This window comes from Streptomyces sp. NPDC048185, from assembly GCF_043202495.1.
Taxonomy (GTDB): Bacteria; Actinomycetota; Actinomycetes; order Streptomycetales; family Streptomycetaceae; genus Streptomyces.
Map to the genome: position 1 here is coordinate 164,057 of NZ_JBIDAN010000015.1, position 14,136 is coordinate 178,192.

Here is a 14,136-nt window from a genome sequence, read left to right on the forward strand (position 1 = left end):
AGTCATGCCTTGACGTACGGAAAGAAGCTGCGCGAGCAGATCGCCGGAGCGGGAACCACCCCGCTGATCGGTGTGTACGACATGTACTCGGCGTCCATCGCGGCCGGGCACTACGACGGGATGTTCGTCTCCGGATTCGGTTTCGCGGCCTCGTACTACGGGCTGCCGGACATCGGCTTCATCGCCTGGCCGGACATGGTGGCCTTCGTCCAGCGGCTGCGGGGCGCTTTCCCCGCCCACCACCTGCTGGTGGACATCGACGACGGTTACGTCGACCCGGAGGTCGCCTGTCACGTGGTGGAACAGCTGGAGCGCATCGGAGCCTCCGGCGTGATCCTCGAGGACCAGAAGCGACCCCGCCGGTGCGGGCACGCCGACGGCAAGCAGGTGCTCCCGCTGGAGGAGTACCTCACCAAACTGGAGCAGGTGCTGGCGACCCGACAGGACCTGGTCGTGGTGGCCCGCACCGACGCCACCGACGAGGCCGACATCCTGAACCGGGCCAAGGCCCTCGCCGCGACCGGCGCCGACGTCATCCTGGTCGACGGCATCCGCAGCGTGGAGTGGATCCGCCGGGTGCGCGACGTGGTCGGCGACAAGCCGCTGCTGTTCAACCAGATCGCCGGCGGCAAGTCCCCGCGCCTGTCGTTGCCCGAACTGTCCGCGCTCGGCGTGGACGTGGCGATCTACAGCACCCCGTGCCTCTTCGCCGCGCACGAGGCGATGGACCGTGCGCTCACCGGACTCAAGGAGGCCGACGGCCGCCTGCCCGTCGTCGACACGGAGAACGGCATCGGCGTGAAGGCGGCGACCAGCCTGCTCGAGCGGAACATGGCGCACCGGCGGCCCGAGCGCGCGGGCGCGGGCGTATGAGCCGATCCGTGCTCCTGCCGCGTACGGCGACCGTCTTCGCGGTGGTCATGCTGGGCGCCGCTGCCGCTCCGGCGGCCGCGGACGACAGCCCCGGCACCGGCCGAGGGGACGGCAGTGTGGTGACCGTCATCGACAACTCCCACGCCGACTCCATCATCGAGGTCGACCGCACGGCCAACGCACAGACCGGCAGCGGTACCGCCGGCAGCGACCACGACGGCAGCGCCGTGGACGCCATCGAAGCCCTCAAGGGCGCACCCACCGACGACGAGGACTGAACGGAAGGAGGGGGGCCGTGCGCCCGTTCGGCCGGGAACCCCACGGTCCCCCCGCACCGACACGCGCGCACCGCCCCGCCTGCCGAGCGCTTGCGCTACAGCGCACTCCAAGCCGTAGCGTCGTGGAGACGGAGACAGGTACGGGCTGGGCGCCGGTACGGTCGCGGCCGTGCGACGGCAGCGGCCGTACGACGCGCCGGCCACGCGGTACCGGCTCGGGATGCCGGTCAGCGCCATCTGTCGCCAGATGGACGAGTGGCTCTCGCGCCGCTGGACGACGAACGAACATGCAGGGAAGGACTGGCACACATCATGCAGAAGCGCAGCCTGAGGGACCTCGAGGTGTCGGCCATCGGCCTGGGATGCATGGGCATGTCCGCGTTCTACGGCTCCACCGACGAGGACGAGGGCATCGCCACCATCCGGCGCGCCCTCGACCTCGGCATCACCTTCCTCGACACGGCCCAGATGTACGGCCCCCTCACCAACGAGTCACTGGTCGGCGAGGCGATCCGGGGCCGGCGCGACGCGTACGTGATCGCTACCAAGTTCAACTACCGGATGGACGACGCCGTGCCCGGTGACATCAGCACCGTCGGCCCGCAGGACGGCTCGGCCGAGCACGTGCGCAGCTCGGTGCACGGCTCCCTGCAGCGCCTGGGTACGGACCACATCGACCTGTACTACCAGCACCGGGTCGACCCGAAGGTGCCCATCGAGGAGACGGTCGGCGCGCTGGGCGAGCTGGTGGCCGAGGGCAAGGTGCGGTACATCGGGCTGAGCGAGGCGAGCGCGGAGACCATCCGGCGGGCCCACGCCGTGCACCCGGTCACCGCCGTGCAGAGCGAGTACTCACTGTGGTCGCGGGACGTGGAGGCCGAGGTGCTGCCCGCCTGCAAGGAGCTGGGGATCGGTTTCGTGCCGTACTCGCCGCTCGGACGAGGCTTCCTCGCCGGGCGGTTCACCACGCCGGACGAGCTGGACACCAACGACTGGCGGCGTGAGAACCCCCGCTTCCAGGACGCCAACCTGGAGGCGAACCTGCGCCTGGCGGCCAAGGTGAAGGAGATCGCCGCGGAGAAGGACGTGACCCCCGCCCAGCTGGCCATCGCCTGGGTACTGGCCCAGGGCGAGCACCTGGTGCCGATCCCGGGCACCAAGCGCCGCACCTACCTCGAGCAGAACGCCGGAGCGGTCGACGTCGAGCTCACCGAGGACGACCTGGCGCGCATCGCCGCGGAGCTGCCGGAGGCGTCGGGGGAGCGGTACGACGAGGCGGGGATGCGGTCGGTCAACCGGTAGTCGCGCGTCCGCGGCATCTGCCGTCGCCTGGAGCGGTGAGGACGGCCTGGGGAGGTGGTACCGGTCGTCCTCTGCCGCCGCTCCGTTCTGCTCCTCACTCCGTCGGCGGACTCCCCTCCGGGCGCGTGCGCCCGGAGGCGCACGCGCTCCCGCCGCGGGGCGGATGAAGAGGCGAGCGTTTGCGTCCTGAGGACGGATGCCGCCGCCCGGGGGCGCGTGACAGCCTCCGGGATGTCGCCATCAGTCCCCGAACAGGGAGCCGTCCTCATGACCGCCGGCACGCTGCCACCCACTCCCGCCCATCTCGTCACTGCCGCACCTGTCCCCCTGTGGGCCCGGCGCGTGGCGGCCGCGGTCTTGTGGACGTCCATGCCGTCGGCGCTGTGGCGGTTCGCCGTCGTGCTCGGTGTACCGCTGGGGCTCGCCGACTCCGAGTACGACGCGATGCTCATTCCCGGCTGGGGATACCTCATCGTGCCGTTGCTGTCCGTGTTCCAGGAGGCCCTGGCCTTCCTGACGTTGGGGCTGGTGCGGCCGTGGGGCGAAGTATGGCCCCGGTGGGTGCCGCGCCTCCGCGGACGCCGCATCCCCGTACTCGCCGCGGCCGTACCCGCGGCGCTGGGCGCACTCGCCTGCACGGTCTACGGTGTGCTCTTCGTGTGGACGACGTTGCACGCCGACATGGCGATCACGCCGTGGGGGGAGTGGGTGATGACGGTCTGTTACGTGCCGATCGTGGCGTGGGGGCCGCTGTTGGCTGTCGTCACCACGCACTACTACCGGCGTCGAGCACACTCTTGAGGTGCGCGTTCCTCAGCAGAGCCCGGTGCCGCGGCGCCGCGTTCATGGAGGAAGATGGGTGTATTGAGCATGCACACTGAGAGGCCCCCTCATGCCCCATATAAGCGTTGACTACTCTGCCCAGTTGGTCGGCGTCCTCGACCGACGGGAGTTGGTGCGGGAACTGCATCCGATGGTGCTCGAGGAAACCGGTTCACTCGGTGTGTGCAAGACCTTCTTCCGGCCGGCAGCGGAAACGTATGTCGGGCAGGGAGGGGCCGGGCAGGTCGCGTTCGTGCACGTGGAGATCGGGCTGTTGCCCGGTCGTCCGCACGAGGCCAAAGCCCGGCTCTCGGAAGGTGTGCTGCTGCTGGTCCGCAAGCACCTGCGTGCGGAGGACCTGCACGAGGTGGTGGTGTCCGCGGAGGTGCGGGACTTGGCCGACTCGTACCGCCTGAGCCGCTCGCTGGGGTAGAGCGGGTGGACCGGCACCGGATCGGACGCCGTCCCGCAGCAGCCGGCCGAAGGCGTCCGCCTCAACACCCCAACCGCACAGTGGGGATGCCCGGTCGGGAGGCGCCGTCCTTGCGGATGGCGCCGGATCTCAGTCGATCCCGATGCTCGTGCCCGGTGCCAATCGGCGGTAGCGGGCCGGGATTCCAGGGCCCCGCTCTCCGAGGAAGCCCTCGACCATGGTCGTACCGACGTCGTTGAGGGCGCCGTCGTGCACGGCGACGGCTTCGCGAGGGGCGACCTCGCGCACGTGTCGATCAGATCGCCGACGTCGGACCAGGGGGCGTGTACGGGCAGCAGCAGCGTGCTGACCGGCGTACCGGGGACGGTCAGGGCGTCGCCGGGGTGGAAGAGGGACTCGTCCACCAGGAAGCCGATGTTGGGAATGCGCGGGACATCCGGGTGGATGAGCGCGTGCCAGGTCCCGTGCACCTGGACGTCGAAGCCAGCGACACCGAAGGCGTCCCCGTCCCCGACGACGGTCACCTGCGTGCCGAGGCCGTCCAGTTGCTTCGCCACGGAAGAGTTCGTCCAGATGCTCAGTCCCGGACGCGCCGCGGCCGCCCGACGCAGCACCTCCTCCGAGAAGTGGTCGAAATGCTCGTGCGTGACGAGGATGGCGTCGGCGCCCTCCAATGCCACCGGGTCAGTCAGACCGCCGGGGTCGATGACCAGGCGACGCCCATCTTTCTCGAGCCGCACACACGCATGACCGAACTTGGTGAGTTCCATGGTCCACAGGTCCTTCCGTCTTCGCCGACCGACCGAGAATGTACAACACGACTGTACAACTAGGTTGCGGAGCTGTGGGTAAGATGTCCCCATGGACGAAGACGCGCTGGCCGAGGATCTGCGGCGAGAGGTAGGAGAGCTGGTACGGGCGGTGCGCACCGTGGACACCATGTCGACCGGCGAGGCCGCCATCCTCGGGTTTCTCGACCGCCGTGGCCCCCTCACCACGGCCGACCTTGCCCGGCTGCGTGGCGTCACCCACCAGTCGGCCGCCAAGTCGGTCAAAGCGCTCTCCGGCGACGGCCTGGTCCGGGCGGAGCCGCACCACGACGACGGCCGTAAGCTCTTGCTGCACCTCACCGAAGCCGGCCGCTCCCGCCTCCGACGGGAACGCGCACTCCGCGCGGGTGCCCTCGGAGCGGCCATCCGTGAGACCTTCGACCCCGACGAGAAGCAGCTGCTCAGCGAGTCCCTCACCCTGCTGTCCCGCCTGACGGCCCGCCTCACCGGACACTGACCGAGCGTGGGGTGAGCACGGCGTCGAAGCCTTCCGCCCGACGCCGGTGGGTGTCCGCTCCGCCTCGGCTGTCAGCCGGGCAGGTCCAGGTCGTCCAGAGAGGTCCCGGAGGCCCACTGCTGCAGCCGCCGGCCGTCGATCACGCGGACTCCGCTTCGGGAGGCCCAGAGCACATCTGTACGGCCGTACGAGACCTGGCTGACCACCACGCGGATCGGGCCGTCGGCCCCGGGGCGTCCCGCGTCCGTCAGGGCGGGAGGAGGGCCGACCAGTGTGTCCTCCTCGACCGACCCCTCGTCGGCCGGACGGAAGCCCACGTCGAGTCGGCGGCCGCCGCGGTCGCGTGCGTACAGCCGAGGGCGGCCCGCGTCCGGCATGGAGATGACGTGCCAGCCGTCGCGCTGCAGCATCCGTTCGGCCGCCACCGCCAGGCCGTGCTCGTCCAACGCCGTCAGTTCCGCCGGAGTGTAGATGCCGCCGCGCCGGCGAACCGCCACACGGCGCCAGCGCCACCCCACCACCGTGACGGCCGCAAGCAGGATCACGCCCAGCATCAGGCCCCCCACGCCGAGCGCGCGGTACAGCCAGGCGAGGGCCACCACAAGGCCGGCGGCGGCGAGAGCGAGTCCGGTGAACGCGGGCAGCACGTCGCGCAGTTCGGGGCCGTAGCGCCCCTGCGCCCTCAACTCGGCGACCGCCTGCTGTCGTTGGGAGCGGCGTGACTCGGGCATGCGAGAGGGCCTCCACCGGCCGGGCATCGCCGAGCGGCGCCGCCACGAGACGCGTACCGCCGTTGTGCGCAACAACCCTTTCCCCCTCCGTGCTGCGTATGGACACCCGCTCGCGCGAGCCTGCCGCCGGCCGGGGCAGGGACCGGACACGGCCCGGCCGGACGCCATCGGGTGAACAGCTCGCCGACCCAGTGCGCCCGGAAGATCGCGGCCGTCGAAGGCGGCGCCGGCCATGTCGGTGTCGTCGCGCTGGTGGACACCGGGACCGCACCCCGCGACAGGTGTCGCGGCCGGCCTGATGCGTCAGACCAGGGTCTGTGTCAGTTCGCTCCGGCTCGGTGTGTGGACGATGCGGCCGTACGCTCCGTTGACGATCGGCATGTAGGGCGGGACATGGCCGCACTCGACGTCGGCGATGATCGGCACGTCGAGACAACCGAGTGCGTCGAGGACGGCCTCGTGCTGGCTGAGGGAGCGGTTGCCGGGTGCGTTGGTCCGGCCGACGAGAATGGCGTTCGCCCGGTCGAAGAACCCGGCGAGCCTCATGCCGTGCAGGTTCCGGCAGATGGTGAAAGCGTCGTCGCCTGCCGCCTCCACGTACACGAGGAGCCCGTCGGGTGACTCGTTGCGAGCGAAGGCCGAGACGTCGAGGTAGGCCGTCCCCGCGAGGTTGCACAGAGTTTCGATGCAGCCGCCGATGAGTCGTCCCTCGGCCTCGACGTCGCCGCTCCCGTCGAGTCGGGTCCAGGCGCCCGCGGAGTCGAGCGTGTACTCGCGGATGTCGGGGCACGCGGCGAAGTCGTCGAAGCCGGTGGTCCGGTGGCGGCCGGGCGGGGTCTGGGTGAACCGGTGACCAGGTGGCGCTGCGACGATGTCGAGCCACGACCGGAGCCCCTCGGGCACTCGGTAGGGCGTGTCCATGAGGTTGTTGCCGTGGACCGTCGCTGTCCCGGTGAGCAGAGTCATCGGCGTGATCAGGGTCGACATGTCGGAATATCCGACGAGCCAGGTGGGCTCCGCCTCCCGCAACCTGTCCCAGTCGATCAGTGGGAGCAGGTCGATCGCCGTCTCTCCGCCCCACGGCGGCACGATGGCCTTGACGGTGGAGTCGGTCAGCATCGACATGAGCTCGCCCGCGCGGTCGGCGGCCGAGGCACTGACGTGCCCGGAGCCGTCCATGCACCGGCCGATGACGACCTCGTATCCGCGGTCCTGGACGTCACGAACGGCGACATCGAGCCGCTCACGCAGTTCCTTCGCGACACCGCTGGACGGAGAGGTGACACCCACACGGTCACCGGGACGCAGGGGGGCCGGGTATCGAACAGTCATACGTTGGATCTTGGCACAGTGCCGGACTCGAAGGACACCGAGTACTGCGTGCTGCCAGACGGATGTCATCGACCGCGGGGCCGGCGACGGTGCGGGGTGGCGGTTCGCCACGAGGCGAGCGTTCTTTACCGGATCATCGCGCCCGACCTGCGCGGGTTCGGCGCGAGCAGCCGGGCAGCCACCGGGTACGACGCGGGCACCCTGGCCGAGGACGCCGCGGCGCTTCTCGCCGCGCTGGGCGTGTCGTCGGCCGCGGTGGTGGGCATCGACGCGGGCACCCCGCCGGCCGTCCTCCTCGCCCTGAGCCACCCCGGCCTCGTCCGGCGCCTGGTCGTCATGGAGTCCCTCCTGGGCAGGCTGCCCGGCGCCGAGCACTTCCTCGCCGACGGGCCGCCATGGTGGTTCGGTTTTCACTCCGCCGCGCACGGCCTCGCCGAGACCGTGGTGGAAGGCCACGAAGCCGCCTACGTCGACTGGTTCCTGCGCGCCGGCACGCTCGGCGACGGGGTGCCTCCTGCCCTCCGGGACGCCTTCGTCCGCGCGTACACCGGACGCGAGGCGTTGAGCAGCGCGTTCTCGTACTACCGGGCGCTGCCCGAGAGCGCGGCACAGATCGAGCAGGTGGTCGCCACCACCCGCCTGACCGTGCCGACGATGGCGCTGGGCGCCCTGCCCGTCGGTGCCGCGCTGGAACGCCAACTCCGCCCGTTCACCGACGACCTCACCGGACACGTCATCGAAGGCTGCGGCCACATCATCCCGCTGCACCGGCCGCGCGCCCTGCTCACGCTGCTGCGTCCGTTCCTGGCCGGTGAGGACGCGAAAGCAGCGTGACCGGGGGGCCGGAGGCCAGGGCCCGACTTTCGGCACACGTCCTGTGGGAGGGCAGGGGAGGATCGGCCCGGGCGGGCCCGGGCAGTCTCCCGGGAACGACGGTTGCGCCACCAGCGTGCGCTGCGCACCGAACGGGCCGGGCGGAGGCGCTCACGCGGTTTGACCGGCCGGACGCCGGGCTACTCGAGCCGCAGCGCTGGTGCCACGGGGGCGGGGCATCGGTGCGCACGGTGCGGAGGCTGGTGCAGGTGATCGATCGCGAGCGCACGTCCCGGGTGATGATGGACCTGATCCAAGTTTCCCACACCGCCAACCTCGAGGCGCTGCCGCAGATGGTGGCCGAGCACGCCCGGTCGGTGGGTCTGGACGACTGCGCCATGTTCCTGGTGGATCTTCAGGACCGGATGATGCGGCAGGTCACGGGCCGAGGGCTGGACGCGGGGGAGGGCGGCGAGGAAGTGCGGGTGGACGGCACGCTTCCGGGCCGGGCCTGGCAGCGGGTGGACAGCGTCGCGGAACCCGACAGCCGGCAGGGGCGGCGCCGGTGGTGGACCCCGATCACGGACGGCGTGGAGCGTCTGGGTGTGCTGCGCACGGACGTGGCCGAGGACGAGCAGCCGGAGCAGGTGTTGAGCGACGTCGCCTCGGTCCTCGCGCTGCTGCTGCTGAGCAAGCGGTCCTTCAGCGACTCCTACGCGCGGCTGGTGCGCAGCGCGCCGATGAACGTCGCGGCGGAGATGCAGATGGACCTGATGCCGCCCCCGGCGTACGCCGGCCACAACGTCACCGTCGGTGCGGTGCTGGAGCCCGCCTACGACCTGGGCGGCGACGCCTTCGACTTCGCGCTGGCCGGTGCGACCCTGCATCTGGCGGTCTTCGACGCGATGGGCCACGACACAGCCGCCGGGATCACCGCCAATCTCGCCGTCGCCGCCTGCCGAAATGCCCGTCGGCAGGGTGCGACGCTGCCCGAGGCGAGCCGGGCGGTGGAGCAGACACTGCTGGATCAGTTCGGCACCAAGCGCTACGTCACGGGCATCCTTGGCGACCTGGACATCCTCAGCGGGGAGCTGACCTGGATCAACCGCGGCCACCACCTGCCCATCCTGATCCGCGACCAGCGCGTAGGCACGACCCTGACCTGCCCGCCTTCCGGTCCCATGGGCACCGACTTCGGGATCCCGGTCATCGTGTGCCGCGAACAGCTGCAACCCGGCGACCGGCTCGTGCTCTACACCGACGGCGTCATCGAAGCGCGTGACGCGGACGGCAACGAATTCGGCAGGGACCGCTTCATCGACTTCGTGCTTCGCCACCACTCCGGCCACTTCACCCTCCATGAGACCCTGCGTCGGCTCATGCACGCCGTACTGGACCACCACCCCGGACGGATGGACGACGACGCCACCGTCCTGCTGGCGGAGTGGCGCGGCGGGCACCAGGACGAACTCACCCCCTGACCTCAGGCATCACCGCGCCCGTCCGGCACGACACCGAGCTGGACCGCCCGGCGGCACCACCCGCACCAGCACCCGGAGCCGTCGAACCGGGAGTCGGAAACCGCCCGCTACATCGCCGGCCGCCTGCGCTCCTCGCATCTGGACGAGGTCTGCACCCGGATCGCCGGGCACGGCGTGGTCGGCGTCCTGCGCGGCGCGAAGCCGGGCGGGCGCTTGATCGCACCGCGCGCTCGGTGCCCATGCCCAGGACGTCGGCCTCGACGACCGGAACGACCCCACGCCCACGTCGCCCACGACCACCTGGACGGAACGGTCCTGCCGGAAGAGGACGCCCAGCCCCGCGGCCGGCTCTTTCGTTTTCCGGACAGGCGTCGCGAAAGGTTTTCGTTCCGCGGCCCCCGTGTGGTGCTCGGCCCGGGCACACGCGGTTGAGAGCCACCCGTCGCGTCAGGAAGCAGCGCCACCATGCCCGAGATCGAGGATGCCGACCGTACGATGTGCGCCCTCCAGGAAGAGATCCGACATCTGAAGCGGGCGGTCCTCTCGCATGCCGTCGTCGACCAGGCCATCGGAGTCGTCGTCGCCCACGGCAGGCTGACGCCCGAGACTGCCTGGACGGTCCTGAAGGAGGTGTCCCAGCACACGAACACCAAGCTGCGGGAGGTCGCGGAGCACCTCGTGCGGTGGCCGCACTCCGGCCGGCTGCCCCCACGGATCGACCACGCGCTGCGCAGCTCGCTGGAACGCCACACGCACACCGGCCCCGCGCGGGAACGGGCCGTGACGACCGCGGTCCGGACGAGCGTCGTGGCTCAGCCGCGCAGGGTGTTCGACGGGCTGGTGCCGTAGGCGTCGCGGTAGAGCGTGGCGAACCTGCCGGGGTGGGCGAACCCCCAGCGCGCGGCGATGTCCCGGACTCTCGCGTCGGCCGGGTCGGCGGCTCGCAGGTCCCGGTGGACCTGCGCGAGCCGCACACGGCGCAGGTGGCCGAGCGGCGTGGTGCCGAGGTGACGGCGGAAGGCGTACTGCAGGGCCCGGACGGTGACGTGCGCCGCGGCGGCGATGTCGGCGACGGTCAGGGGCTCGTGGGCGTGATCCTCGATGTGGGCGACGGCCCGCCGGAGCGTCGCGGAGTGGGCGTCGGTGCGGTCCTGCGCGGTCGGATCGGTCCGGGCGGTGTTCGGGAAGGCGGAGAGGACGGCGGCCGCCAGGAGCTGGCCACTGGTCGAGGTGATCAGTGGCTCGGCGACGGCGGCCGGGTCGGCGAGAACGCCATCGCGCAGGTGGACGATCGTGCTCTTGAGCCGGCGTGCCGCAGCCGGGGAGTACGGCCGGTGGCCGGTCAGCCGGACGGGCTGCGTCACTCGTGCGGGGCCGGTGGCCGCGACCTGGTCCAGCAGCGAGCTGTCCAGCATCGTGATGTTGTAGCGGGCGGTGCAGATACGGCCGGCGTACGGCAGGTCCGGCGGCGCGAAGAGCACCGTGTCGCCGGGGCCGAAGTCGTCCCGCACCCCCTGGAAGACGTGGTCCCGGACCGTGCCCTCATGGACCGTGCACAGGCAGATCCTCCCGAGCGGAGTCACGGCGTAGCTCATCTCGAAACCGAGGTCGAGCTCGTCGACGCTGACCGAGGGCATGGCGTCGCGGCGTATACGAGCCCTGCTGTCCTTCGGCGTGCTGCTGCCGATGCTCATACGGGCATAGGCCTGGCACAGAAAGTCCTCCGTCTCCGCCAGGTCCTGGCTGTCGAACACCAGCGAAGCCACCGCGTCACCACCCCCACTGGGTAAGAAGTCCCTGGTCACACGGCTGTGGAGCACACGTGCCACAGCCGGGCACATCCTGGTCTGCTACCCCGATGACGAGCGGTGATGCATCCGGTGTTTCCCTCCTGCGCCGTCCTGCCGCCGTCGTGCGGGGAGCCGCGCCGGGCGGGCGGTGGCGAGGCGCCGCGGGACGTACTCCCCGCCCAGTCCGATGCAGGGGTTGATGTTCGTCACTCCACGGCGCGGCCGATGAGTTTGCGCCTCCCGGCCGGTCCAAGATTCTGACACCCTCAGGAAAGGACAACGCCATGTCGGAGCTTCTCGTCGACTTCATCACCTCTCTCGACGGTTGCGCATCGGGAGAGGGATGGCCCGGGTTCTGGGGCCTGGAGGGACCGGAGTACCTCGCATGGCTCGGCGAACAGCCCGGGGTCACCTACCTGATGGGAGCCAACACCTACCGCCTGATGTCGGGCTTCGCCGCCGGTGAGGTCCCCAGTGGTCAGGACGAGTTCAGGCCCGAAGAAGAGGCGTCCGTCGACGAGCTCACGCAGGCGTCCAAGGTGGTGTTCTCCTCCACGCTCCAGGAGCCACTGACCTGGGCCAACTCCACACTCGTCCGCGACGACGCCGTCGAAACGGTCCGTGCCATGAAGTCCAGTGGCTCGGGGCTGCTCAGCACGATCGGCAGCCTCAGCCTGTGCCGGTCCCTGCTACGAGCCGGACTCGTCGACCGCTTCCGGGTCGTGATGTTCCCCGTGATCACCGGGGCCACAGGCGAAGAACGCATCTACGACGGCTATCCGGACGTCGCCCTCGAGATGACCGAGCACCGCACCTTCGACGGCCGCATCCAACTGGTCGAGTACAAGCCCCGCGTACTCGACCACCCGCCACTCGGGGCCCCCGCATGACCGGGCGTCTGAGTTCGTGCTGAGCGGGGCTACCGGCTTCCGGGAATCGGTCTCGACGAAGTCATCGATGTCAATCTTCCAGGCTCGCGGGGCCGGTGGACCCGGCCCGCGCGGCGACCGCTGCCTCCAACAGGGACCAGCCGTCGATCTCCACTCCCCGCTGCATCCCCGGCTGCCACCCGCGAGCCGACGCCACGTCGAGCAGAGCCCGGACGGCGCCGGGTTCGTGCAGGTTCAGGGAGGCACCCCGGACGTGTCCCACGTCTCCGGAGCCCAGGGGAGCTCCGCCCGGCACGTACCGGCCCGGGCCTTGGGTGAAGACGATGCGCAGCGGGCCACCAGTGCCGGAAGGCTGCGGGTACAGCGAGAGGGTCTCGCGGCAGTACCGACCGCTGTCCACCACGCTGTGGCTGTGGCGGAGCGTCCACAGATACGTGCGCCCGTCGGCGACCAGCTGACGAGGCCTCTTCGGATTGCGGGGCACGGAGCCCAGGGTACGCGGCGAGGTGGTCGACGGGCAGGGCGCCCGGCGATCGCCGTGAGAGCCGTGTGCGGGGCGCCCGCCGCCGGTGATGCCTGGAGAGCTTGCGGATTACTTCTGCTTCGCGGTGAGGTACAGCAGGCCGGAGCCGACGACGACGTCGAAGAACGTCGTCAGGTTCCGGACTCGGTCCGGTCGGTGGTGAGGGGTGGTCGTCCCCGATCGAGGGCTTCCCACACGGTGTCGGGTCGCAGGGGCAGGGTGGTGAAGCGGACGCCGGTGGCGTCGCGGACGGCGTTGGCCAGGGCCGCGGCGACCGGGGTGAAGGGCAGTTCGCTCATGGGCTTGGGCACGGCCGCCGCCGCGTCGCCCGGCTTGGTCAGGTGCACCTCGGTTTCGGGTGTTTCGCCGAAGTGGGGGAGCAGGTAGCTGCGCAGGTCGGCAGTGGTGCTGTGGCCGCTCGGGCCGATGGTCAGGTCTTCGCGCAGGGTGGTGCCGATGCCCTGGACGACGGCGCCCACGATCTGCGCCCGGCAGTGGTCGGGGCCCATGACGGCTCCGGCGTCGGCGACGTGGGCCAGGGGTGTGTGCTCACCCTGCGCACCGCACAGGGCCCGGCCAGAGCCTTGGCAGGCAGGAACACCGAACACAACGGCTCACCCGGCCCCAGCACGGTGGCCCCCGGGCCCGTCACGACCTCACCCGCGGGCACGGTGCGTTCCGAGCCGTCCAGGCCGCGCACCCGACACGCGCCGTGCAACGCGACAGCCATGGCGATCAGAGGACCGGCCGGGTGCGGTCGCCTGTTCAGTCCTCGACGATCGCCTGAAGAGCGCGGCCGTAGTAGCGGACCACCGTGTCGGTGTCGGCCGAGGAGAGGGGTTCGAGAAGCGCGACGTAACGCATCATGGCGAGCCCGATGAGCTGCGTGGCGACCATGCTCGTCCGGAGCGCCGGGTCTTCGCCCGTGATCACCCCGCTGAGCGCCCGCGCCAGGATGCCGGTCGCGGTCTCACGGAGCCGGGCGGCAGCGGCACGGTGAATGGCGGCCGAGCGCACCATGGTCATGAGCGCCGGCCGCGACGAAACGTCGTCCCACACCGAGAGGTGGGCGCGCACCATGCGCTCGCCGATCCCGTCGCGTTCGCCCCGTGCCGCGGCGGTGATGGCCTCCTCGATCCTTCCCGGCAGTTCCAGCGCCTGCAGGAACAGGTTCTCCTTCGTGCCGTAGAAGTGGTGCACCAGCGCCTGGTCCACCCCCGCCGTCTCCGCGATACGGCGCAGGCTCGTCCCGTCGAAACCACGCTCGGCGAAGCAGACCCGTGCGGCGCCGAGGATCGCCTCCCGCGTGCGGGTCTCCCCGGGCCGCCGGCCCCCGGCATGCTTCCCCGCCGGGCCGGTCGCCGCGGCCGTCTCCGTCGTGGCCCCGGTCTGCTCGGGCCCGGGACCAGTCACCTCACGCATGTCGCTGACGCTCTCCATCGCCCCATCATGCCCGTTCCGATTGCGGCATCCATAACTCATCACCTGATGAACTCATTGCATGATGAGTTATATAGTGAGGCCGCCGGCGTCGCCGAGCGTGCCCGGCCACCTGTGTCCGCTGCCTGTTGCCCACCCACG

Annotated in this window: 16 protein-coding genes and 1 pseudogene; 10 read left to right on the forward strand and 7 right to left on the reverse strand. The window is 70.8% G+C overall.

The genetic code is table 11. From position 1 onward, the window contains the following. Positions 1 to 9: 9 nt before the first annotated feature. From ACGF3H_RS32940 to ACGF3H_RS32960, 5 genes are all read left to right on the forward strand, one after another. Complete coding sequence (locus ACGF3H_RS32940) at positions 10 to 873, forward strand: isocitrate lyase/PEP mutase family protein (protein ID WP_362493207.1); 864 nt, start codon at positions 10 to 12, stop codon at positions 871 to 873. Next, a complete protein-coding gene (locus ACGF3H_RS32945; protein WP_362493209.1) occupies positions 870 to 1,151 on the forward strand; it encodes a hypothetical protein in 282 nt (93 codons plus the stop codon). The genes ACGF3H_RS32940 and ACGF3H_RS32945 overlap by 4 nt, the downstream gene beginning before the upstream one ends. Positions 1,152 to 1,463: 312 nt before the next feature. Next, positions 1,464 to 2,453, forward strand: coding sequence for an aldo/keto reductase (locus tag ACGF3H_RS32950; RefSeq protein WP_362493212.1), 990 nt, complete (start codon positions 1,464 to 1,466; stop codon positions 2,451 to 2,453). A 267-nt stretch (positions 2,454 to 2,720) separates the two neighbouring features. Further along, positions 2,721 to 3,254, forward strand: coding sequence for a hypothetical protein (locus tag ACGF3H_RS32955; RefSeq protein WP_362493216.1), 534 nt, complete (start codon positions 2,721 to 2,723; stop codon positions 3,252 to 3,254). Between the two features lie 124 nt (positions 3,255 to 3,378). Further along, on the forward strand, positions 3,379 to 3,708 hold the full coding sequence (locus ACGF3H_RS32960) for a 5-carboxymethyl-2-hydroxymuconate delta isomerase (protein ID WP_362493218.1): 330 nt from the start codon (positions 3,379 to 3,381) through the stop codon (positions 3,706 to 3,708). A 129-nt stretch (positions 3,709 to 3,837) separates the two neighbouring features. Here the strand turns inward: ACGF3H_RS32960 and ACGF3H_RS32965 are convergent. Beyond that, a pseudogene (locus tag ACGF3H_RS32965) lies at positions 3,838 to 4,478 on the reverse strand (MBL fold metallo-hydrolase). A gap of 91 nt (positions 4,479 to 4,569) precedes the next feature. Between ACGF3H_RS32965 and ACGF3H_RS32970 the strand changes: the two are divergent. Then, positions 4,570 to 4,995, forward strand: coding sequence for a MarR family transcriptional regulator (locus tag ACGF3H_RS32970; RefSeq protein WP_362493220.1), 426 nt, complete (start codon positions 4,570 to 4,572; stop codon positions 4,993 to 4,995). Between the two features lie 71 nt (positions 4,996 to 5,066). On the opposite strand, the gene ACGF3H_RS32975 is transcribed toward ACGF3H_RS32970, so the two are convergent. Together ACGF3H_RS32975 and ACGF3H_RS32980 are read right to left on the reverse strand one after the other, a co-directional pair. Further along, a complete protein-coding gene (locus ACGF3H_RS32975; protein WP_362493223.1) occupies positions 5,067 to 5,726 on the reverse strand; it encodes a hypothetical protein in 660 nt (219 codons plus the stop codon). 303 nt (positions 5,727 to 6,029) lie between these two features. Continuing rightward, on the reverse strand, positions 6,030 to 7,058 hold the full coding sequence (locus ACGF3H_RS32980) for a S66 peptidase family protein (protein WP_362493226.1): 1,029 nt from the start codon (positions 7,056 to 7,058) through the stop codon (positions 6,030 to 6,032). A gap of 96 nt (positions 7,059 to 7,154) precedes the next feature. Between ACGF3H_RS32980 and ACGF3H_RS32985 the strand changes: the two genes are divergently transcribed. The 3 genes from ACGF3H_RS32985 (at position 7,155) to ACGF3H_RS32995 (ending at position 10,201) form a co-directional block, all read left to right on the forward strand. After that, positions 7,155 to 7,892 (forward strand): alpha/beta fold hydrolase, encoded by a 738-nt coding sequence (locus tag ACGF3H_RS32985; protein ID WP_362493230.1) that lies wholly within the window; start codon positions 7,155 to 7,157, stop codon positions 7,890 to 7,892. 248 nt (positions 7,893 to 8,140) lie between these two features. Beyond that, positions 8,141 to 9,352, forward strand: coding sequence for a PP2C family protein-serine/threonine phosphatase (locus ACGF3H_RS32990; protein ID WP_362493233.1), 1,212 nt, complete (start codon positions 8,141 to 8,143; stop codon positions 9,350 to 9,352). A gap of 465 nt (positions 9,353 to 9,817) precedes the next feature. Then, positions 9,818 to 10,201, forward strand: coding sequence for an ANTAR domain-containing protein (locus ACGF3H_RS32995; protein WP_362493235.1), 384 nt, complete (start codon positions 9,818 to 9,820; stop codon positions 10,199 to 10,201). Here the strand turns inward: ACGF3H_RS32995 and ACGF3H_RS33000 are convergent. Then, positions 10,165 to 11,118: a helix-turn-helix transcriptional regulator gene (locus ACGF3H_RS33000; RefSeq protein WP_362493237.1), complete on the reverse strand. Its 954-nt coding sequence runs from the start codon at positions 11,116 to 11,118 to the stop codon at positions 10,165 to 10,167. The two genes, ACGF3H_RS32995 and ACGF3H_RS33000, sit on opposite strands and share 37 nt — an antisense overlap. Positions 11,119 to 11,426: 308 nt before the next feature. Here ACGF3H_RS33000 and ACGF3H_RS33005 point away from each other — a divergent pair, with 308 nt between their 5' ends. Next, entirely contained in the window at positions 11,427 to 12,032 is a 606-nt protein-coding gene (locus ACGF3H_RS33005) for a dihydrofolate reductase family protein (RefSeq protein WP_362493240.1), read from the forward strand. 70 nt (positions 12,033 to 12,102) lie between these two features. Here the strand turns inward: ACGF3H_RS33005 and ACGF3H_RS33010 are convergent, their stop codons facing one another. From ACGF3H_RS33010 to ACGF3H_RS33020, 3 genes are all read right to left on the reverse strand, one after another. After that, positions 12,103 to 12,516 (reverse strand): hypothetical protein, encoded by a 414-nt coding sequence (locus ACGF3H_RS33010; protein WP_362493243.1) that lies wholly within the window; start codon positions 12,514 to 12,516, stop codon positions 12,103 to 12,105. Between the two features lie 170 nt (positions 12,517 to 12,686). Then, positions 12,687 to 13,163 (reverse strand): molybdopterin cofactor-binding domain-containing protein, encoded by a 477-nt coding sequence (locus tag ACGF3H_RS33015; RefSeq protein WP_362493246.1) that lies wholly within the window; start codon positions 13,161 to 13,163, stop codon positions 12,687 to 12,689. Between the two features lie 157 nt (positions 13,164 to 13,320). Further along, entirely contained in the window at positions 13,321 to 13,995 is a 675-nt protein-coding gene (locus ACGF3H_RS33020) for a TetR family transcriptional regulator (RefSeq protein WP_362493249.1), read from the reverse strand. Positions 13,996 to 14,136 lie beyond the last annotated feature (141 nt).